Annotated in this window: 19 protein-coding genes; 5 read left to right on the top strand and 14 right to left on the bottom strand. The window is 60.8% G+C overall.

The window, feature by feature from the left end:
- Positions 1-13: 13 nt before the first annotated feature.
- From acs to dksA, 11 genes are all read right to left on the bottom strand, one after another.
- A complete protein-coding gene (gene acs, locus C4J83_RS25835) occupies positions 14-1,951 on the bottom strand; it encodes an acetate--CoA ligase (protein ID WP_124418487.1) in 1,938 nt (645 codons plus the stop codon).
- Between the two features lie 105 nt (positions 1,952-2,056).
- A complete protein-coding gene (gene pgi, locus C4J83_RS25830; RefSeq protein ID WP_124418486.1) occupies positions 2,057-3,721 on the bottom strand; it encodes a glucose-6-phosphate isomerase in 1,665 nt (554 codons plus the stop codon).
- 239 nt (positions 3,722-3,960) lie between these two features.
- Positions 3,961-4,812: a pantoate--beta-alanine ligase gene (gene panC / locus C4J83_RS25825; protein ID WP_124418485.1), complete on the bottom strand. Its 852-nt coding sequence runs from the start codon at positions 4,810-4,812 to the stop codon at positions 3,961-3,963.
- Positions 4,809-5,609, bottom strand: a complete 801-nt coding sequence (gene panB / locus C4J83_RS25820) for a 3-methyl-2-oxobutanoate hydroxymethyltransferase (RefSeq protein WP_106579244.1) — start codon at positions 5,607-5,609, stop codon at positions 4,809-4,811. The genes panC and panB overlap by 4 nt, the downstream gene beginning before the upstream one ends.
- A 366-nt stretch (positions 5,610-5,975) precedes the next feature.
- Positions 5,976-6,461 carry a 2-amino-4-hydroxy-6-hydroxymethyldihydropteridine diphosphokinase gene (gene folK, locus C4J83_RS25815; protein ID WP_124418484.1) on the bottom strand — a complete coding sequence of 162 codons (486 nt, stop codon included), beginning with the start codon at positions 6,459-6,461 and terminating at the stop codon, positions 5,976-5,978.
- Between the two features lie 2 nt (positions 6,462-6,463).
- The gene (locus C4J83_RS25810) at positions 6,464-7,867 is read right to left on the bottom strand and encodes a polynucleotide adenylyltransferase PcnB (RefSeq protein WP_124418483.1); all 1,404 of its coding nucleotides are present in this window, start codon (positions 7,865-7,867) and stop codon (positions 6,464-6,466) included.
- Positions 7,868-8,575: 708 nt separating this feature from the next.
- The gene (locus C4J83_RS25805; RefSeq protein WP_106579241.1) at positions 8,576-10,015 is read right to left on the bottom strand and encodes a sigma-54-dependent transcriptional regulator; all 1,440 of its coding nucleotides are present in this window, start codon (positions 10,013-10,015) and stop codon (positions 8,576-8,578) included.
- Between the two features lie 22 nt (positions 10,016-10,037).
- Positions 10,038-12,992: a sensor histidine kinase gene (locus C4J83_RS25800; RefSeq protein WP_162530298.1), complete on the bottom strand. Its 2,955-nt coding sequence runs from the start codon at positions 12,990-12,992 to the stop codon at positions 10,038-10,040.
- Entirely contained in the window at positions 12,976-13,152 is a 177-nt protein-coding gene (locus C4J83_RS25795) for a hypothetical protein (protein WP_003176118.1), read from the bottom strand. Before C4J83_RS25795 ends, C4J83_RS25800 begins: the two co-directional genes overlap by 17 nt.
- 62 nt (positions 13,153-13,214) lie before the next feature.
- Positions 13,215-14,102: a tRNA glutamyl-Q(34) synthetase GluQRS gene (gene gluQRS / locus C4J83_RS25790; RefSeq protein ID WP_106579239.1), complete on the bottom strand. Its 888-nt coding sequence runs from the start codon at positions 14,100-14,102 to the stop codon at positions 13,215-13,217.
- 83 nt (positions 14,103-14,185) lie between these two features.
- Positions 14,186-14,626 carry an RNA polymerase-binding protein DksA gene (dksA, locus tag C4J83_RS25785; protein WP_034100675.1) on the bottom strand — a complete coding sequence of 147 codons (441 nt, stop codon included), beginning with the start codon at positions 14,624-14,626 and terminating at the stop codon, positions 14,186-14,188.
- Between the two features lie 320 nt (positions 14,627-14,946).
- On the opposite strand from dksA, the gene C4J83_RS25780 reads away from it, so the two are divergent.
- Together C4J83_RS25780 and sfsA are read left to right on the top strand one after the other, a co-directional pair.
- Positions 14,947-16,119: a pyridoxal phosphate-dependent aminotransferase gene (locus C4J83_RS25780; protein WP_106579238.1), complete on the top strand. Its 1,173-nt coding sequence runs from the start codon at positions 14,947-14,949 to the stop codon at positions 16,117-16,119.
- On the top strand, positions 16,119-16,832 hold the full coding sequence (gene sfsA / locus C4J83_RS25775) for a DNA/RNA nuclease SfsA (protein WP_119741077.1): 714 nt from the start codon (positions 16,119-16,121) through the stop codon (positions 16,830-16,832). Before C4J83_RS25780 ends, sfsA begins: the two co-directional genes overlap by 1 nt.
- On the opposite strand, the gene C4J83_RS25770 is transcribed toward sfsA, so the two are convergent.
- The gene (locus C4J83_RS25770; protein ID WP_119741079.1) at positions 16,829-17,146 is read right to left on the bottom strand and encodes a Rieske (2Fe-2S) protein; all 318 of its coding nucleotides are present in this window, start codon (positions 17,144-17,146) and stop codon (positions 16,829-16,831) included. The two genes, sfsA and C4J83_RS25770, sit on opposite strands and share 4 nt — an antisense overlap.
- A gap of 83 nt (positions 17,147-17,229) precedes the next feature.
- Between C4J83_RS25770 and C4J83_RS25765 the strand changes: the two genes are divergently transcribed.
- The 3 genes from C4J83_RS25765 to C4J83_RS25755 are packed head-to-tail and all read left to right on the top strand — an operon-like array spanning position 17,230 to position 19,909.
- Entirely contained in the window at positions 17,230-18,108 is an 879-nt protein-coding gene (locus C4J83_RS25765; RefSeq protein ID WP_124418482.1) for a heme/hemin ABC transporter substrate-binding protein, read from the top strand.
- Positions 18,105-19,142: a FecCD family ABC transporter permease gene (locus C4J83_RS25760; protein WP_124418481.1), complete on the top strand. Its 1,038-nt coding sequence runs from the start codon at positions 18,105-18,107 to the stop codon at positions 19,140-19,142. Before C4J83_RS25765 ends, C4J83_RS25760 begins: the two co-directional genes overlap by 4 nt.
- Positions 19,142-19,909 (top strand): heme ABC transporter ATP-binding protein, encoded by a 768-nt coding sequence (locus tag C4J83_RS25755; protein WP_106579233.1) that lies wholly within the window; start codon positions 19,142-19,144, stop codon positions 19,907-19,909. The genes C4J83_RS25760 and C4J83_RS25755 overlap by 1 nt, the downstream gene beginning before the upstream one ends.
- Before the next feature lie 255 nt (positions 19,910-20,164).
- Here the strand turns inward: C4J83_RS25755 and C4J83_RS25750 are convergent, their stop codons facing one another.
- The gene (locus C4J83_RS25750) at positions 20,165-20,437 is read right to left on the bottom strand and encodes a TfoX/Sxy family protein (RefSeq protein ID WP_105698742.1); all 273 of its coding nucleotides are present in this window, start codon (positions 20,435-20,437) and stop codon (positions 20,165-20,167) included.
- Positions 20,438-20,640: 203 nt separating this feature from the next.
- A complete protein-coding gene (locus tag C4J83_RS25745; protein WP_106579232.1) occupies positions 20,641-20,985 on the bottom strand; it encodes a pentapeptide repeat-containing protein in 345 nt (114 codons plus the stop codon).
- Positions 20,986-21,042: the final 57 nt, after the last annotated feature.

Below are 21,042 nucleotides of genomic sequence, written 5' to 3'. Positions count from 1 at the left end.
GACTCGAGGGTTCCTAGCGGTTCAGGCGTTTGTCGATCAGGCCATCCACGACGCTGGGGTCGGCCAGTGTCGAGGTGTCACCCAGGCTGTCCAGTTCATTGCAGGCGATTTTGCGCAGAATCCGCCGCATGATCTTGCCGGATCGGGTTTTCGGCAAGGCCGGCGCCCATTGGATCAGTTCCGGCTTGGCAAAGCTGCCGATTTCCTTGCTGACCAGCTCAAGCAGGTTTTTCTTCAACGCATCGCTGGGTTCAACCCCATTCATTGGGGTGACGAAGGCATAAATCCCCTGGCCTTTGACGTCGTGGGGATAGCCCACCACGGCGGCTTCGGCCACTTGGTCATGCAACACCAGCGCGCTTTCCACCTCGGCGGTGCCGATACGGTGGCCGGACACGTTGATCACATCGTCGATGCGCCCGGTGATCCAGTAGTCGCCGTCCTCATCGCGGCGTGCGCCGTCCCCCGTGAAGTAGTAGCCAGGGTAGGGTTTGAAATAGGTGTCGATCATGCGCTGCGGGTCGCCGTAGACGCTGCGAATCTGCCCCGGCCAGCTGGCCTTGATCGCCAGCACGCCACTGCCGGCGCCGCTGATTGGCTTGCCTTGCTCATCCAGCAGCACCGGCTGCACGCCAAACATCGGCTGGGTTGCGCAGCCAGGCTTGATCCGCTGGGCGCTGACCAGGGGGCTGAGCATGATGCCGCCGGTTTCGGTCTGCCACCACGTGTCGACAATCGGGCAGCGTTGTTCACCGACGGCGTTGAAGTACCAGTCCCAGGCTTCGGGGTTGATCGGCTCGCCGACACTGCCCAGCAGGCGCAGGCTGGCGCGAGAGGTATTCTCCAGTGGCCCGTGACCCTCACGCATCAGGGCGCGCAGGGCGGTGGGCGCGGTGTAGAAGATGTTCACCTGATGTTTGTCGATCACCTGCCAGAAGCGCGAGCTGTCCGGGTAGCTCGGCACGCCTTCGAACATCAGCGAGGTAGCGCCATTGGCCAGCGGGCCGTACACGATGTAGCTGTGGCCGGTCACCCAACCGACGTCGGCGGTGCACCAGAACACTTCGCCATCGCGGTAATCGAGCACGTACTTGAAGGTCATCGCCGCTTGCAACAGGTAGCCGCCGGTGGTGTGCAGCACGCCTTTGGGTTTGCCGGTGCTGCCGGAGGTGTAGAGGATGAACAGTGGGTCTTCGGCGTCCATGGGCTCGGGCGGGCAGTCGTCGCTGGCGGCATCCAGAGCTTGCTGGTACTTGAGATCGCGGCCTTCGTGCCAGGCAAGGTCAGCGCCGGTGCGCTCCACCACCAGCACGGTGCTGACGTTCGGGCAACTGGCCAGGGCCTGGTCGACGTTCTTTTTCAGCGCCACCGGTTTACCGCCGCGCACGCCTTCATCGGCGGTAATCACGGTGCGGCAGTCGGCGTCGAGAATACGGTCACGCAGGGCGTCCGGTGAGAACCCGCCAAAAACCACCGAGTGCACCGCGCCAATGCGTGTGCAGGCCAGCATTGCGTAGGCGGCTTCCGGGATCATCGGCATGTAGATGCACACGCGGTCGCCTTTTTTCACGCCACGGTTTTTCAACACATTGGCCAGGCGGCTGACGTTTTGATGGAGCTGGCGGTAGGTGATTTTTGCAAACCGTGTCGGATCATCGCCTTCCCAGATGAAGGCAGGCTGGTCGGCGCGTTGCGCCAGGTGACGGTCGATGCAGTTGTAGCTGACGTTCAGTTGGCCGCCGGCAAACCATTGGGCGGCGCCGGTGTGAATGTCTGAATGCTGGACGGTGTGCCAGGGTGTGATCCAGTCGAGAAAGCTTTTGGCCTGTTCTGCCCAAAAGGTGTCGGGTTGCTCGATGGACTGGCGATAAAGGCGCTGGTAGTCGGCTTGACTGAGCTGCGCGGCCTGGCGGACGGCATCGGCGTTGGGGAATGTGCTGATATCGAACATGAGCGGTCCTTATTCTTGTTTTGGCGACAAGTCATAACGATGCACGCAGTGGGGGGAGGGTACAAGGCCAACGTCCAAACGGACGTTGGCCTTGGTGTACCGGCTTCAGCCGCGGTGACGACCGCGGAAGTAGTTGATCAGGCCCTGGGTCGAAGCATCCTCGGCCGAGGTTTCTTCGGCACCGGTCAGGCGGTTATACACGCCTTTGCCCAGCTCTTTGCCCAATTCCACGCCCCATTGGTCGAAGGCGTTGATACCCCAGACCACGCTTTGTACAAACACCTTGTGTTCATACATAGCCACCAGTGCGCCCAGGCGACGCGGGCTGATGCGTTCAACCACGATGGTGTTGCTCGGACGGTTGCCCGGGATCACCTTGTGCGGGGCCAGTTTCTGGACTTCGGCTTCGGCAACGCCTTTCTCACGCAACTCGGCTTCGGCTTCGCTGCGGGTTTTGCCGAGCATCAGCGCCTGGCTTTGGGACAGGCAGTTGGCGAACAACCACTGATGGTGGTCGGACACCGGGTTGAAGCTGACAATCGGCACAATGAAGTCGGCCGGAATCAGTTGGGTCCCTTGGTGCAACAACTGGTGGTAGGCGTGCTGGCCGTTGCACCCTACGCCGCCCCAGATGACCGGGCCGGTATCGGTGGACACTGGCGTACCGTCCTGGCGCACACTCTTGCCGTTGGATTCCATGTCCAACTGTTGCAAGTGTTTGGTGATGTTGCGCAGGTAGTGGTCGTACGGCAGGATCGCGTGGCTCTGCGCACCCCAGAAGTTGCCGTACCACACGCCCAGCAGACCCAGCAGCACGGGCATGTTGGCTTCGAATGGGGCGTTCTGGAAATGCTGGTCCATGGTGTAGGCACCGGACAGCAGTTCCTTGAAGTTGGACATGCCGATCGCCAGGGCGATCGGCAAGCCGATGGCCGACCACAGCGAGTAACGCCCGCCGACCCAGTCCCACATCGGGAAGATGTTTTCTTCGCGGATACCGAAGGCCACGGCCGCTGCGTTGTTGCTTGAGACGGCGATGAAGTGGCGATACAGCTCGGCTTCCGAGCCACCCTGAGCCAGGTACCAGGCGCGGGCGGCCTGGGCGTTTTTCAGGGTTTCCAGGGTGTTGAAGGATTTTGACGAGACGATAAACAGCGTGGTCTCGGCGCGCAGCTTCTGGGTCAGCTCATGGAACTCGCTGCCGTCAATGTTCGCCAGGTAGTGGCAGCGCACGCCTTTGTGGGCGTAGGACAACAGCGCTTCGGAGACCAGCTCCGGCCCGAGGAACGAGCCGCCGATGCCGATGTTCACCACGTCGGTGATCGGCTTCTCGGTGTAACCGCGCCACAGGCCATCGTGGATGCGGCCGACCAGGTCAGTGATCTGATTCAGCACCTTGTGCACGTCCGGCATGATGTTCACGCCGTTGACCGACAACTTGTCGCCAACCGGGCGACGCAGTGCGGTGTGCAGGGCCGGACGGCCTTCGGAGGAGTTGACCGGCTCGCCAGCGTAGAGCGCGTTGATCGCGTCTTTAAGGCCGACTTCATTGGCCAGGTCGACGAGCAAGGCGCGCGTTTGGGCAGTGATGAGGTTTTTCGAGTAATCGAGGAAAAGCCCGCAGCTGCTCAAGGTGAATTGGGAAAAGCGCTGGGGATCGGCATTGAATGCGTCGCGCATGCTGAAATCCTGCATGGCTTGGCGATGTTTATCGAGCGCTTGCCAAGCGGGCAGAGCGGTAACGTCATGAGGAGTGCGGTAATACGCCATCGCTGCGGTTTTCCTTTTTATTACGGGGACTTGCCTTTAGGACACTTCTAAATCCGGAACGTCCAGTCTTTCATCAGGCGTTGGGTTCCGGTCAGCGCCAACAATGGCACAGGGCGTTTACATTAAACCTAGCGTGTCGATATGTCTTGGCTTTGTCTGCGCTGTAGCCGGTACTTTTTTATACCGGCACAGCGGGGAGGGCAACAGGCGCGCTTTTTTTCAAGGGAGAAAAGGCAGGGTCAGGCCAGGGTCAGGTGCAGGTTGTCGATCAGGCGTGTGGCGCCCAAATACGCAGCCACCAGGATCACTACATCGCGATCCTCAGGCGTGGCGGGACGCAGGTGCACGCCCTGGCGCACTTCCAGGTAGTCGATGCGCAATCCGGCCGCTTCGATCTGCTGGATCTGCTCGGCACGCAGTTTGGCAAAATCGTGGTCGCCTCCCTTGATGGCGGCGGCAATCTGGCTGAGGCTGCGGTACAGCACCGGCGCGATGGCGCGTTGTTCTTCGCTGAGGTAGCCGTTGCGCGAGGACAGCGCGAGGCCGTCAGCGGCACGCACAGTGGGCTCGCCGATGATCTGGATCGGCATGTTCAGGTCATGCACCATGGCGCGAATCACTGCCAGTTGCTGATAGTCCTTCTGGCCAAACACGGCCATATCCGGCTGGACCATGTTGAACAGCTTGCTGACCACCGTCGCTACCCCTTCGAAGTGCCCGGGGCGGCTGGCGCCGCAGAGGCCTTCGGACAGTTGCGGGACGCTGACGCGGGTCTGGCCGCTCATGCCGCCGGGGTACATTTCTTCAACGGTTGGCGCGAACAGCAGGTTGCAACCGGCTTGCAGCAGTTTTTCCTGATCGGCGGCCAAGGTGCGAGGGTATTTGTCCAGGTCCTCGCCGGCACCGAACTGCAACGGGTTGACGAAGATACTCGCCACCACGAAATCCGATTGCTGGGCGGCCTTGGTCACCAGGGTGGCGTGGCCGCTGTGCAGGTTGCCCATGGTGGGCACAAAGCCAATGCGCTTGCCGGCGCTGCGCGCGTGGGCGACTGCAGCGCGCAGTTCTCGTACGGTTTTAACGGTGTTCATGCAGAGAATCCGTGTTCGGCGCCTGGGAAAGTAACGGCTTTGACTTCGTCGACGTAAGCGCTCAACGCGGCCTGGATGCTGTCTTTACCTGCCATGAAGTTTTTCACGAACTTGGGGGCTCGCCCGGTCAGCGACAGGCCGAGCATGTCATGCAAGACCAGAACCTGGCCGTCGGTGGCAGAGCCCGCGCCGATGCCGATTACCGGCACTTTGACCGCCTGGGTGATCTCTGCCGCCAATTCGCTCGGCACGCATTCCAGCAGGATCATCGCGGCACCGGCTTGTTCCAGGGCAATGGCGTCGGCGCGCATCTGACGCGCCTGGGCTTCATTGCGGCCTTGTACCTTGTAGCCGCCGAGGATGTTCACCGACTGTGGCGTCAGGCCCATGTGCACGCATACCGGCACACCGCGCTCGGCCAGCAGTCGGATCGACTCGGCGAGCCATACGGCGCCTTCGACCTTGATCATGTGCGCGCCGGCCTGCATCAGTTTGCCGGCGTTCTGAAAGGTCTGTTCCAGCGTTGCGTAACCCATGAACGGCAGGTCGGCGATGATGAAGGCACCCTCATTGCCGCGCTTGACGCTGGCAGTGTGGTAGGCGAGTTCATCGGTGGTGACGGGCAGGGTGCTGTCATTCCCTTGAAGAACCATGCCCAGCGAGTCGCCGATCAACAGCACTTCAACACCGGCCTGGCAACTGGCGTGGGCGAAGGTGGCGTCGTAGCACGTCAGCATGGTGATTTTTTCACCTTTGAGCTTGAGGCTCTGCAAGGTGGTCAGGGTAATGTCTGGCATGAAAAGGGTCCTCGTTCAGGCGCTTGGAAACAGCGAGTAACGCGCGTGAGTCTTCGTTTATACAGGCGCACTGTCTTGAGAGCAGTGCTTATAAGGCCTGGATTGCGCCCTTCAGCGCCGCGTTGGCGGCAGCGGGACGCCTATAGTCGTGATGAGGACTCGGGAAGTCAATTGGATGTGTTACCGCATTGTTACGATGGCGGTGTTACCGCTGTTACTGACGCGTTTCAGCACGTTGAAGACCACTTTTGACGGCCTGTGAGATCAAATGTGGAGCGGGCTTGCTCGCGAATGCGCTGGGTCAGTCAATGCTTGTATCGACGGGTTCACCGCATTCGCGAGCAAGCTGCTCCCACGCGGACTGCATCAGCCGGTAGAGAGGCGTTCCAGGCCGACAAACGGGCAGGCCTTCAACAGCTCCGCAAGGCTTCGGCCGTCGGGCAGTTGCAACTCAGCGGGGGCCAGTTCGGCCAGCGGGTACAACACGAACGCGCGCAGATGCATCTGGTAGTGAGGCACTTTGAGACGCGGCTCGTCGATCAAGCGATCGCCAAACAGCAGGATATCCAGGTCCAGCGTACGCGGGCCCCAACGCTCTAGACGTTCGCGGCCCTGGCCGTTTTCAATGGCTTGCAGTGCATCGAGCAGCGCCAGTGGCGCAAAGCTACTGTCCAGGGCCGCGACCGCATTGGTATAGCGCGGCTGACCGGGGAGCAGGGAGTCACTCTGATAGAAGTCGGACACACCGACGAGGGCGGTGCCTGGCAATAGCGCCAACGCCGCAATGGCGCTGCGCAATTGCTGGTCCGGGGCAGCGAGGTTGCTGCCCATACCGATGTAGATACGTTCCACGTTTATTCGCCTGCAGCGCCCGAGGCATCGGCAGACGTGCGTTTGCGCTTGCTGGAGCTGCGACGACGCTTCTTCGGCCCATCGCTGGCGCCATCACCTTTGCTGCCAAGGTCACGAATCATGTCGCGGCGCTGGCTGTCGTTGGCGTCCTGGTAGTCGGTCCACCATTCGCCCAGGCCGTCGGTCTGCTCGCCGGCGCTTTCGCGCAGCAGCAGGAAGTCGTAGCCAGCACGGAAGCGCGGGTTGTCCAACAGCAGGTCGGCGCGTTTGCCGCTGCGCCGTGGCAGGCGCTCCTGCATGTCCCAGATCTCGCGGATCGGCAGGGTGAAACGTTTTGGAATGGCGATGCGTTGGCATTGCTCGGCGATCAGCTCGTGCGCAGCTTCCTGCATGGCAGGAATCGGCGGCATGCCACGGTCCTGCAGGCGCAGTACGCGTTTGGGCAGGGCCGGCCACAACAGGGCGGCAAACAGGAACGCCGGGGTCACCGGTTTGTTCTGTTTGATGCGCAGGTCGGTATTGATCAAGGCTTCGCTGATCAGCGTGTGGGTGTACGTCGGGTTGTATTCCAGAGCCTCGGCGCTGGCCGGGAACAATGGATCGAACAACTGCAGGTCGACGAGCATTTCGAACGTGTCGGCGGCGTACCCCGAGAGGAACAGCTTGAGCACTTCTTCGAACAGGCGTGCCGAAGGGATTTCCCGCAGCAAGGGCGCCAGTTCGCGAATCGGCGCGGCCGTGTGTTTCTCGATACCGAAATTCAGCTTGGCGGCAAAACGCACCGCTCGCAGCATGCGCACCGGGTCTTCCTGGTAGCGCTGCGTCGGGTCGCCGATCAAACGGATCAGGTTGTTGCGAATGTCGTGTACGCCATTGGCGTAATCGAGGATGCGCTCGCTGACCGGATCGTAATACAAGGCGTTGATGGTGAAGTCGCGGCGTTGCGCGTCTTCTTCCAGGGTGCCGTAGACGTTGTCGCGCAGGATGCGGCCGCTCTCGTTGCGGGAAGACTGGTTGGTGTCTTCCTCTTCATCGTTTTGCGGGTGGCCGGCGCGGAACGTGGCGACCTCGATGATTTCGCGGCCAAAGTGGATATGCACCAATTTGAAGCGGCGACCGATGATTCGCGCGTTGCGAAATTCGGCACGCACCTGCTCGGGCGTGGCGCTGGTGGCGACGTCGAAATCCTTGGGCGTGATATTGAGCAACATGTCACGTACACAGCCACCCACCAGATAAGCCTGGTAGCCGGCGTTCTGCAAACGTTCGACGATGTTCACCGCGTAGCGGCTGAATTGAGCACGCTGCAATGAATGCTGATTGCTGTTAAGCACTTCAGGCGTGCTGCGAATGTGTTGCGTACGACGCAAGGGAGAACGGAATGACTGGAACAACTTCTTCAGCATGGGATGCACTGTTTGAAGGAATGTTCGGCCATAACGAAGAATGACCGCATGATGGGCCGGGATTCTAGCATTTAGTCGAGGGATGGTGTAGGAACAAGCTGCAGGCCTTGCGCCATAAGCTTAAAAGAAAGGGGAACCGGCCAAATGCCGGAAACTACAAGGGGAGCCGAAGCTCCCCCAGAAGTAGTTGCGTGCTCTATTTTTATTATTGATTTCGGGCTTCTTGTTTTTGTTGATCGCCCTCGCCATGAAGCTTCACCTTCATGACACTCCCAATCGGGAGCCAAGAGCAAACGGATTGCTTTGGTCGCTGTGTTGCTGATCTACGATCCAACCAGTTCAGGCTCTGCCTTAGGGCAGTTTTTGTTGTTCTCGGCCTGGTTGCGGGGCAAGCCCCAAATGCAACGCCTCTCCAAAAGAATCAGTTAGCTGCGCCTCCGCCGTGTTGTTTTTATTGTGCGTGAGTCGATACGTCTTATTTTTATTGTCTGGTACTAAGCTTGTTATTGTTTTTGTACTAAGCATATAGCAGGGTGCGTGCCAACTTTTGTGCCGCCCAGCAAAACCGGGGGTGTGAGGCGCCTTCGGCGTTTTTGGGGGCGAAAAAAAGCCGGGGCTTCGTTACCGTAAGCCCCGGCTTTTGTTACGTGAAAATTCAGCGGTAACAGTTTTTTCACATCTGAGGGTGTTACCTGTGGGGGCGCACCCTCAACTCTCGCTGGCCACGCCGGTCTTGCGTCGCGGAATGCCCAGGCGCTGGCGGCGTTCCCACAGGCACTTGCGGCTCACGCCCAGCTTGCGCGCCAGCTCGGTCTCGGTCATGTGATCCTGGTGCTCAAGAACGAAGTGCTGGAAGTAATCTTCCAGTGACAAATCTTCCGTCGGCTCGTGGCTGGTATTGCTACCGCCGCCCTGTTGTGGGGCCAGGCCGATGAAATCGTCGTCTTCCAGGTCACTCAGCTCGATGTCGATGCCCAGCAGCTCGGCAGAAATCTCCGGGCTCTCCGACAGAATGACCGCGCGCTCGACCGCGTTCTCAAGTTCTCGCACGTTCCCCGGCCACGAGTAGTGACGAATCGCCTGCTCGGCATCCGGGGCAAACTTGAGGTCGGTACGGTTGATCCGTGCGCTCTGGCGCAGCAGGAAGGCGCTGGCGATTTCGTTGACGTCGGCGCCACGCTCACGCAGTGCCGGCAGCTTGAGGGCGATCACGTGCAGGCGGTAATACAAGTCTTCACGGAACTGGCCGATCTTGGCCAGGCTCTTGAGGTCTCGGTGGGTCGCTGCGATCAGGCGAACATCGACTTTTTGCGATTGCACCGAACCTACGCGGCGAATTTCGCCTTCCTGCAACACGCGCAGCAAGCGCGCCTGGGCTTCCAGCGGCAGTTCGCCGATTTCGTCGAGGAACAAAGTGCCGCCGTCCGCCGCTTCGACAAGGCCCGCACGCCCGGCGCTGGCGCCGGTAAATGCGCCTTTCTCGTGGCCGAACAGTTCGGACTCGATCAGTGATTCAGGGATCGCCGCGCAGTTCACCGAGATCATCGGCGCCTTGGCGCGCTTGGACAGGTTGTGCAGGGCACGGGCGACCAGTTCTTTACCGGTGCCCGACTCACCCTGAATCAATACATTGGAGTCGGTGGGCGCGACTTTGCGAATCTTGCTGTACAGGTCCTGCATCGGTGGGCAGGAGCCGATAATGCCGATTTCGCCGTTGCTGTTGTTGACGCCCGGCTTGTCCGCACCGTTGGCGGTCTTGCCGGCGGGGCGCTGTTCGGCGGGCGCGCTGCTGGCCGACTGACGGTCGCGCAGAATGCGGGCCACGGCCTGCAGCATTTCGTCGTGGTCGAAAGGCTTGGCGATGTAATCCACCGCGCCCATCTTCATCGAGTCCACCGCCGAACGCAGGCTGGCGTAACTGGTCATGATCAGCACCGGAGTGCCCTGGCCAAGCTTGATCAGCTCGGTGCCTGGGGCGCCCGGCAAACGCAGGTCGCTGACAATCAGGTCGAACGTGGGAATGCTGAATCGCTCTTGGGCTTCCTGCACCGAGCCGGCTTCGCTGACCTGGTACTGATTACGTTCAAGCAGGCGACGCAAGGCAGAGCGGATAATTGTTTCGTCTTCGACGATCAAAATGTGCGGCATTGATTCAATTCTCTCGACGGTCTCAGTTCACAGCGGACGTCGCTTCGACATGACGCGGCAAGGTCACCCGAATACGGGTGCCGCGTTGGCTTTCGGTGTCAGCCGGGCTGTCGATGGTGATTTGTCCATAATGCTCTTCAACGATGGAATAGACCAGTGCAAGGCCCAGACCGGTACCTTCACCCGGGTCCTTGGTGGTGAAGAAAGGTTCGAACAATCGGTCCATGATGTTCTGTGGAATACCGCTGCCTTCGTCCTCCACGATCAGATCGACCGTGTGCTCGAAAGCCTCGCTCTTGACGCGTACCGCGCTGTGCGGCGGGGAAGCGTCACGGGCGTTGGACAGCAAGTTGATCAACACCTGCGCCAAGCGTTGGGAATCGCCGTCGACCCAGTGGTCCGGGTCGCACAGATTGAAGAACTGTACTTCGAAATTGCGCCGGTTCAAGGCCAGCAGCCCTATGGCATCCTGCGCAACTTCGGCCAGGCACACGGCCTCGTCCTGATTCTGATGAGCGCCGGCATGGGCGAAGCTCATCAACGACTGCACGATGCGGGAAACGCGCTTGGTCTGCTCAAGGATTTGCCCGCTGATTTCGGTGATTTCGCCGTCCTCTTCGCGCTCTTCCCGCAGGTTCTGCGCCAGGCAGGCGATACCGGTGATCGGGTTGCCAATCTCGTGGGCTACGCCTGCCGCCAAACGACCAATGCTGGCCAGGCGCTCGGAGTGCACCAGCTTGTCTTCCAGCATTTGCGTGTCGGTCAAGTCTTCGACCAGCAGCACCAGGCCGCTGTTGCCGGGTGCCAGGGGTTCGTCGATCGCCGCTTTGTGCAGGTTGAGCCACCGCGTCTGGCCGTCGAGTGCCAAGTGCTGCTTGTGCAAATGCTCGTCGGGCAGGTTGATAAAGCCTTGCAGCAGTTCCTTCCACGGATCGCCCAAGGTGTTCAGGCGCGAACCCACTACCCGCTGGGCGGCGATGCCGGTCAATTCTTCCATGGCCTTGTTCCACATCAGGATCTCTTGATCCTTGGCCAGGGAGCACACGCCCATCGGCAGCTCCTGCAGGGTCTGGCGGTGGTAGCGGCGCAGCGCATCGAGTTCGGCGGCAAGGCCGGTGAGGCGCGAGTGGTAATCCTCCAGCCGGCTCTCGATGAAATGGATGTCTTCGGTGACGTAGTTTTCGCCGCCAGCCTTGTAGGGCAAGAACGTTTCGACCATGTCTTGGGACACACTTGGCCCCATCAGGCCGGACAGGTTGGCCTCGATACGGTCACGCAAGCGCCGCAGCGCATACGGGCGGCGCTCGTCGAACGGCAGGTAGAGGTCGCGCAGGGCCTGTTCGACTTCCTTTTGCGCGGCTTTCGCACCCAGCGGCTTGGCCAGTTGCGTGGCGAACTCCTGGGGCGAGGCGGCGTGCAGCTCGCGGCGTTGCGGGCGGCGCACGTTGTCCACCGCGCAGGCTTCGGCGGCGCTGGTTTCTTCGGGGCTGGCGTTGGTGAACAGCGAGATCAAGGTGAACATCAAGACGTTGGCAGCCAATGAAGCGATGGCGGCCATGTGCCAACTGGTGTCGTCCAGCACGTAAATCATGTTCAGCAACGGAATGTAGAAACCCTGCAGGTTGCCGACCAGCGGCAGCAGCATGGTAACGATCCACACCAGAATCCCCGCCAGCAGACCGGCGATAAAGCCGCGGCGATTAGCGGTCGGCCAATACAGCACCGACAACACGCCCGGCAGGAACTGCAAGGTGGCAACGAACGCAACAATGCCGAGGTTGGCCAGGTCTTGCCCGGCGCCCAGCAACAGGTAGAAGCCATAGCCGGCCATGATGATCGCGACAATCAGCGCGCGGCGCGTCCACTTCAGCCAGCGGTAGATGTTGCCTTCGGCTGGCGGCTGATACAGCGGCAGCACCAGGTGGTTGAGCGCCATGCCCGACAACGCGAGCGTGGTGACGATGATCAAGCCGCTGGCCGCCGACAAACCGCCGACATACGCCAGCAACGCCAGGGATTTGCTGTTGGCGGCAATACCGACGCCGAGGGTGAAGTATTCCGGGTTGGTGGTTGCGCCCAGCTTGAGGCCGGCCCACAGGATCAGCGGCACCGCCAGGCTCATCAGCAGCAGAAACAGCGGCAGGCCCCAGCTGGCGCTGACCAATGAGCGCGGGTTGAGGTTCTCGGTGAAGGTCATGTGGTACATGTGCGGCATCACGATCGCCGAGGCGAAGAACACCAGCAGCAGCGTGCGCCATGGGCCTTCTTGCAACGGTGTGTGCAGGGCGGCGAGGGCGGTCTGGTTTTGCAGCAGCCACAGCTCCAGCTGTTGCGGGCCGTCGAACACGCCATACAGCGCATACAAGCCGACGCCGCCGATGGCGATCAGCTTGATCACCGACTCAAAGGCAATCGCAAATACCAGGCCCTCGTGTTTTTCACGGGTGGCGATATGGCGTGAGCCGAAGAAAATCGTGAACAGCGTGATCAACGCGCAAAAGGCCAGCGCGACGCGATGCTGCACCGGCTCACGGGTCAAGATGCTTATGGAATCCGCCACGGCCTGGATCTGCAGGGCCAGCAGCGGCAATACGCCGAGCAACATGAAAATCGTGGTCAGCGCGCCGGCCCAGGTGCTGCGAAAACGGAAGGCAAACAGGTCCGCCAGGGATGACAGCTGGTAGGTGCGGGTGATTTTCAGGATCGGGTACAGCAACACCGGCGCCAGCAGGAATGCGCCGGACACCCCAAGGTAGCTGGACAGGAAGCCGTAGCCGTACTGATAGGCCAGGCCCACGGTGCCATAAAACGCCCAGGCGCTGGCGTAAACGCCCAGGGACAAGGTGTAGGTCAACGGATGGCGAATGATCGCCCGCGGAATCATTCCGCGCTCACTGATCCAGGCCACGGCGAACAGCGCGGCCAGGTAGGCGGCGCTGATCAGCAGCATCTGGGTGAGGCTAAAGCTCATCGGCATCTTTTTGGCTCTGCAGGATGAAGGTCACGACGATCAGGATCAGCCACAGCAGATAAGGGCGATACCAGGCGCCCGTGGCGTCGATCCACCAATCCATGATGGCGGGGGAAAACAGGTAGATCCCGACGACCAGCAGCAGGACCAATCGATAGATGTACATGTTGGCCTCTGATTAAAAAACTGCGGCGATGGTAACGGATGGCTGGCAAGCTGCAAGCGCCTTCAGCTCAATTGCGCTTCGGCCAGCGTGAGTGTGCGCGGGATCAGGGTTGCATCCCAGTGCGCAATGCCCCAATCGAGCAGCTCCCGTGGGCTGGCGTGCAGCAGTTCAGCGCCGGCGGGCTGGCCGAGGGCGCGCAATGCCCTTAGCAGCAAAGGCGTGGCTTGGTCCGGTGTCAACGGCGGAGAACGGTAGGTTTTGCCCAACTTGTTACCGTCCGGCTGCACGATCAACGGCACGTGCAGGTAGCGCGGCTGGCGCAGGCCCAGCAGTTCTTGCAGGTAGAGCTGGCGTGGCGTGGAATCGAGCAGGTCGGCACCGCGCACGATGTCGGTCACACCTTGCCAGGCGTCGTCGAGCACGACGGCCAATTGATAGGCATACAAGCCGTCGCGACGACGGATGACAAAATCGCCTACATCGCGCCCCAGGTGCTGTCGGAATTCACCCTGTACGCGGTCGGTAAAGTGGTATTCCAGCTCGGGCACGCGCAGGCGGATGGCCGCGTCTTGCTGATCGTGCCCGGCATTGCGGCATAAACCCGGGTAAATTCCGTGGTAGGGCTCCAGCTGTTTGCGCGAGCACGTGCAGGCGTAGGCCAGGCCGTGGTTGAACAGGCCGTCGAGGACTTTGGCGTAGGCATCATGCCGCTCGCTTTGTCGGACCAGTTCGCCATCCCACTCAAAGCCGTAGCTTTCCAGGGCGTGCAGGATCGCCGTCTGGGCGCCGGGTTCTTCACGCGGTGGGTCGAGGTCTTCCATGCGCATCAGCCAGCGGCCTTGGTTGGCGCGGGCATCGAGGTAGGAAGCGAGGGCGGCAACCAGCGAGCCGAAATGCAAATGGCCGCTGGGCGTGGGGGCGAAACGCCCGATATAGGTAGAGGCTGTCATGGGCCGGATACTACTGGAAAATCGGTAAACGCCAGAAACAAAAATGGGGCGTTTGCACGCCCCATTCGTTCAGCTCGGCAGGATTACTTGCCGACCTGTTTTTCCTTGATTTCAGCCAAGGTCTTGCAGTCTACGCACAGGTCCGCGGTTGGGCGGGCTTCCAGGCGGCGAATACCAATCTCGACGCCGCAGGATTCGCACCAGCCATATTCCTCGTCTTCGATCAGTTGCAGCGTTTTGTCGATTTTCTTGATCAGCTTGCGTTCACGATCACGGGCGCGCAGTTCGAGGGCGAATTCCTCTTCCTGGCTGGCACGGTCTGCCGGGTCCGGGAAGTTGGCGGCTTCGTCCTTCATGTGGTCAACGGTGCGGTCGACCTCTTGCATCAAGTCCTGCTTCCACTTTTGCAGGATCTTGGTGAAGTGCTGGCGCATGGGCTTGCCCATGTACTCCTCACCTTTCGTTTCGACGTAAGGTGTGAAGCCACTGAGGCTCTGCTGCTGTTGCTTTGCTTGGGTGGACATGAATAGACCGCCTCTCACTCTTTTAATCCATTGCGCAGGATTGCAACGTCACCGACACCTGCCGGCCCTGCGGCTGCAAGCGGGCGAACTTACCAGATAGATTCGGGGTGCGCCACTCCCGGTTGTCGAGGCCCAACTTGGCGGGGGTGCAAACTGCAACAGCCCGCCATGGCTGGGTATAGCGTGTCTCGAATGTTGATTTTAGTCGTTTTGCAAGCGCTTGCTCGGTTCGTCATGGACGGCCGAGCAGGCAATAGAGCATGTTTTACCGCGAGGGTTCGGTAGAATCCTGATTTTGTCCTCACCGTTAAGGAAGGCTAATGGCTCAGCCCTACAGTGCGCGCAGTCGCGCCATCGAACCTTTTCATGTCATGGCGCTGCTGGCGCGAGCCAATGAGCTGCAGGCAGCCGGCCATGATGTGATCCATCTGGAGATCGGCGAGCCGGATTTCACCACGGCCGAGCCCATCATCCAGGCCGGCCAGGCGGCGTTGGCCAACGGCAAGACCCGCTACACCGCAGCGCGCGGGTTGCCGGAGTTGCGTGAGGCCATCAGCGGTTTCTACCAGCAGCGCTACGGGCTGAACATTGATCCTGAACGCATTCTGATCACCCCCGGTGGTTCCGGTGCGTTGCTGCTGGCGAGCAGCCTGCTGGTCGATCCGGGCAAACATTGGTTGCTCGCCGACCCAGGCTATCCGTGCAACCGACATTTTCTGCGCTTGGTGGAAGGCGCGGCGCAGCTGGTGCCGGTTGGCCCGGACGTGCGCTACCAATTGACTGCCGAGCTGGTGGCCAAACACTGGGACCAGGACAGCGTGGGCGCGTTGGTCGCGTCTCCGGCCAACCCCACCGGCACGATCCTTACACGCGACGAGTTGGCGGGGTTGTCCAGTGCAATCAAGGCGCGCGACGGCCACTTGGTGGTGGATGAGATCTATCACGGCCTCACGTACGGCACCGATGCCGCCAGCGTGCTGGAAGTGGACGACGACGCATTCGTCCTGAATAGTTTTTCGAAGTATTTCGGCATGACCGGCTGGCGCCTCGGTTGGCTGGTGGCGCCGCCTGCGGCGGTGGGTGAATTGGAAAAGCTTGCGCAAAACCTCTACATCAGCGCGCCGAGCATGGCCCAGTACGCGGCACTGGCGTGTTTTACCCCGCAAACGTTGAGCATTCTGGAGCAGCGCCGCGCCGAATTCGGTCGCCGTCGGGATTTCCTGCTGCCCGCCCTGCGCGAACTAGGATTCGGTATCGCCGTTGAGCCGGAAGGGGCGTTCTATTTGTATGCCGATATCAGCGCGTTCGGCGGTGATGCCTTCGCGTTCTGTCGGCATTTCCTCGAAACCGAACACGTGGCGTTTACGCCTGGGCTGGATTTTGGCCGCTATCAAGCCGGCCACCATGTGCGTTTTGCCTACACGCAAAACATCGATCGGCTACAACAGGCGGTAGAGCGTATCGCCCGTGGTTTGCGGAGCTGGCAGGGCTGATGCGTTTTCATCCTCCTCTCGAAGAAGCGCGGCTTATCCGCCGCTACAAGCGTTTTCTCACCGATATCGAGACCGTTACCGGCGAGTTGCTGACGATTCACTGCCCGAACACCGGCTCGATGCTCAATTGCATGGTGGAGGGCGGCCAGGTCTGGTTCAGTCGCTCTTCGGACCCCAAGCGCAAGTTGCCCGGCACCTGGGAAATTGCCGAAACGCCGCAGGGCCGATTGGCGTGCGTCAACACGGCGCGCGCCAACCAATTGGTCGAGGAGGCATTGCGCGCCGGGGTCATCACTGAGCTCAACGGGTTTACCGCCTTGAAGCGCGAAGTGCCTTATGGCCAGGAGAAAAGCCGCATCGATTTTCGTCTCGATTACACGCAAGGCGCGGCGTTTGTCGAAGTCAAAAGTGTCACCCTGGGCTTTGATGGCACGGCGGTAGCAGCCTTTCCCGATGCGGTAACGCAGCGCGGCGCCAAGCACCTGCGCGAGTTGGCGCACCTGGCGCGTGACGGGGTGCGGGCGGTGCAGTTGTATTGCGTGAACCTGTCGGGAATAGAGGCAGTACGCCCAGCGGTTGAAATCGACGCCGGTTACGCTGCGGCATTGCGGGAGGCCAAGGCCGCCGGTGTGGAGGTGTTGGCCTACGGTGTTCGCGTCACGCCTGAGGAAATTGTTGTGGAACGTCGTTTGGACGTACTGATCAGCGACTAGAGTTGCACCCACAGGCCCTGTGCGTCTTCGCGGCCGGGCAGGGCGGTGAGGCTCTGGCCCGCGCAGGGACCGGCGATGCACTCGCCGCTTTCGATCAGGAACAGCGCGCCGTGAGTGGCGCACTGGATCAGGCTGGCGCTGGTGTCGAGGAACTGATCGGGTTGCCATTCCAGCGCGATGCCGCGATGGGGGCAACGGTTGATATAGAAGTAGGCGACGCCGTCCCGGCGCACGGCCAGCAGTTTGCAACCGTCGATCTCAAAGCCGAGGCTGCTGTTGGCTGCAAGGGCGTCGGAGGTGCAGAGAAACTTCATTTCAATCCTTAAGTGCCTTGACGTTCAAATGCAAACAATTATCAAATGCCGGCTTCGCCCCGCCCCTGGAAGGAAACCCTGTCATGCGTCTGAGTACCAGCGCTATTGCGTTTGTTGCCTCACTGCTGGTCCACCATGGGGCGCAAGCCTCTGAACTGCCGCAACGCTGGGTGAGTGCCGGTGGAGCGCTATCGGAATGGGTGACAGCCTTGGGCGGCGAATCGAAACTGGTGGGCGTGGATACTACCAGCCAGCACCCGGAATCGCTGAAGGCCTTGCCGAGCATAGGTTACCAGCGCCAGTTGTCGGCGGAGGGCATTCTCAGCCTGCGCCCGCAAGTACTGGTCGGCACCGAGGAAATGGGGCCGCCGCCGGTACTTGCGCAGATTCGCGGCGCCGGCGTGCAGGTCGAAATGTTTTCGGCCGAGCCGGACCTCCCGACCCTGAAAGGCAACTTGCAGCAACTTGGCAAGTTGCTGGGCAGCGAGGCTAAAGCCAACGAATTGTTTACTGGATATGAACAAGCGCTCGAGCAGCAGAAGCGCTGGGTCACTCAGGCCCAGGCCACGCAAAAAGCCCCGGGTGTGCTGTTGGTGCTCGGTCATGCAGGCGGCAAGCCGCTGATCGCAGGTAAAGACACCGCCGCCGACTGGTTGTTACAGCAGGCGGGCGGGCGCAACTTGGCCACCCATACCGGCTACAAACCTTTTTCGGTGGAGTCGTTGGCGGGACTGAGCCCTGATGTGCTGGTATTCGCTGACCGTGCCTTGACCGGCGATGCCGCGCGCGCGGCTCTGTTTAAGGAAAACCCGATTTTGGCCTCAACGCCGGCGGCCAAAAATGGCCGGGTGTTTGAGCTGGATCCCACCCTGCTGGTGGGCGGCCTGGGCCCGCGTGTGCCGCAAAGCCTGGTGCAACTGTCTGCCGGGTTCTTTCCGTCCCAGGCTAAACCTGCTCCATGACCACTCTGGTTAAGCCGAAAACGCTGTTTGTCGGCCTGGCGCTGTTGTGTGTATTGGCGATCTGGCTCTCATTAGCCTTGGGGCCGGTCAGCCTGCCGTTGCTGGATATACTCAGGGCCGCGTTGCGCTTGATGGGCGTGCCGATTGCAGCCGACGGCCTGGAGCAGGCCGAATTGATCCTGGGGCAGATTCGCCTGCCGCGCACATTGCTTGGCCTGGCAGTCGGCGGCGTGCTGGCATTGTCGGGCGTGGCGATGCAGGGTCTGTTTCGTAACCCGCTGGCAGATCCCGGTCTGGTCGGGGTGTCGAGTGGCGCGGCGCTGGGGGCGGCGATTGCAATTGTCGGTGGCTCGTTTTTTGGCGGGCTGCCGGACGCGTTCGGGCCTTACCTGCTGTCGCTGTGTGCGTTTCTCGGTGGTTTGGGGGTGACTGCCCTGGTCTATCGTCTGGGGCGCCGTAACGGCCAGACCAATGTTGCGACGATGTTGCTTGCCGGCATCGCGCTCACGGCCCTCGCCAGCTCGGCGGTCGGGCTGTTTACCTATTTGGCCGACGACGCCACCCTGCGCACCCTGACTTTCTGGAACCTGGGCAGCCTCAATGGCGCGAGCTACTCGCGGTTATGGCCGTTGCTGCTGGTGAGCGCTGGTGTCGCGCTCTGGTTGCCGCGCCGCGCCAAGGCGCTGAATGCATTGTTGCTGGGCGAGTCCGAGGCCAGTCACCTGGGGATTGATGTGGAAGGGCTCAAGCGTGAGCTGGTGTTCTGCACCGCCCTGGGTGTAGGGGCGGCAGTGGCGGCGGCGGGGATGATCGGGTTTGTCGGGCTGGTGGTACCGCACTTGGTGCGGCTGCTGGCGGGGCCCGACCATCGAGTGCTGTTGCCCGCCTCGGTGCTGGCCGGCGCGAGTTTGCTGCTGTTTGCGGATTTGGTGGCGCGCCTGGCCTTGGCACCTGCGGAGTTGCCGATCGGCATTGTGACGGCGTTTATCGGTGCGCCGTTTTTTCTTTATCTGTTGTTGCGAGGACGCGCCTGATGCTGCGAGTGGAAGCGCTGCAGATCCGGCGTGGTCGCAAGACTGTATTGGCCGATGTCAGCCTGGACCTGTTGCCGGGCCAGGTACTTGGCGTGCTGGGCCCTAATGGTGCTGGCAAAAGCACCTTGCTCAGCGCGCTGTGCGGTGAGCTGCACCCTGATCAGGGCAAGGTGTGGCTGGATCAGCAGGCGCTCAAGAGCTGGACCGGCCCGCAGCGTGCCCAGCGCTTGGCGGTGTTGCCGCAAACCTCGACCCTGGATTTTGCGTTTCGCGTGGAAGAAGTTGTCGGCATGGGGCGTTTGCCGCATCAGACCGGGCGCGTGCGTGATGACGAGATCATCCGTGCGGCCTTGCAGGCGGCGGACATCGGCCATTTGAGCGGCCGCAGCTACCTGGCGTTGTCTGGCGGGGAGCGCCAACGTGTGCACCTGGCGCGGGTATTGGCGCAACTATGGCCGGGCGAGGCGGGACAGACGTTGCTGCTGGATGAGCCGACGTCGATGCTTGACCCTCTGCATCAGCACACGACGTTGCAGGCTATTCGCAGTTTTGCCGATCGAGGCGCGGCCGTACTGGTGATCCTCCATGACCTGAATCTGGCAGCGCGTTACTGTGATCGCATTCTGCTGCTGGAAGGCGGGCGTCCGCACGCCTTGGATACGCCCGCAAACGTCTTGCGACCTGAACCGCTCAAAGCGGTGTTTGGGCTGGATGTGTTGGTGCAGCCGCACCCGGAGCGTGGGCATCCGTTGATTATCGCGCGCTGAGACTCGCGGCTTTATAGGCGTTTTACAGGCAAAAAAAGACCCGGCAAGAGCCGGGTCAAATAACCGTGATTAGCCTGATGAGGAGATAATCTGAGAGTCCGAACCAATGGTCTTTCAGTTATCGGCTGATCTCGCGACCAGTTGTGATAATCATAACGATTCTCATTTGAGAGTCAACATTTGTTTTTGCTCGACCTGCGGAATTTCTCAAACAGGCGTTCGTAATGCCCGTAAACGTTGAGTTTTATCGCTGAGCTAATTCTTCTGACGTGCCGAAATCGCATCCAACTGGCGGTTCAGCGCTTCCTTTCGCTCCACGGGAATGTCGTTCCAGTGCACATCCATCAATGCGCCTTCAATGGCATACAGCAATACTTTCGAGGCCCGGAAACCGCGAGTTCGCACTGCCCGGTAGGCATCGACCGCTCCCAGGCGGCGCAAGTCGGACGCGCTGTGGATGCCCACCGCATGCAGCCACTGCGCCGACGTCTTGCCAAGGTTTTTCAGGTGTTGCAGCTCATCGTTCATCAAGCCTCCTTGCGACGGCCGAATGGTGCGGTGGGTATCGTGACCAGGCAAGCCTGAAAAGGAGTGTAGCGCTCAGTAGGAAAAGCGTAGTTCTTTGGTCAGGAACGGCTGAAACGCTTATAAGAATGGTCAGGAGGTTTTAAGCAAGGGCAGGGCGAACCACCCGGCACGCTTGATGCGTAGCCGGGGGCGGGCATGTGACGTCACTTGGTGCGATAGCGCAGGCGAGTACCGAAATTAACCGACATGAGAATCTCGTCAGCGGTCAGTTCAGGTGGAAAGTAAGTGCCGGAAATTTGTGCATGCGCCAGGCTGGCGCCTTCCAATGAGCAGTCGCGTAGATCCAGGCCACGCAGGTCGGCAGAACGGAAATACGCGTCGGTGAAATCTACACCCGTGGCGTTCAGGTCGCGCAGGTCCAGCCCGCGAAAGTCACCGCCACGCATGTCGATGCTGCCGTCTTTAGGCCGTTCCTGGTTGAAGCCTCGAATGTCGTCCTTGTGCAGGAGCGCGTAGAGCGGAGTATCAAGAAGCTTGGGCTGACTCATGACGGCGACTCCTGTTGGAATTATGACGCCATTATAGTGCCACTATTGCTTGGTCGT

The sequence above is a fragment of the Pseudomonas sp. LBUM920 genome, assembly GCF_003852315.1.
Taxonomy (GTDB): domain Bacteria; phylum Pseudomonadota; class Gammaproteobacteria; order Pseudomonadales; family Pseudomonadaceae; genus Aquipseudomonas.
This window is presented reverse-complemented; position numbering and strand designations above follow the sequence as displayed.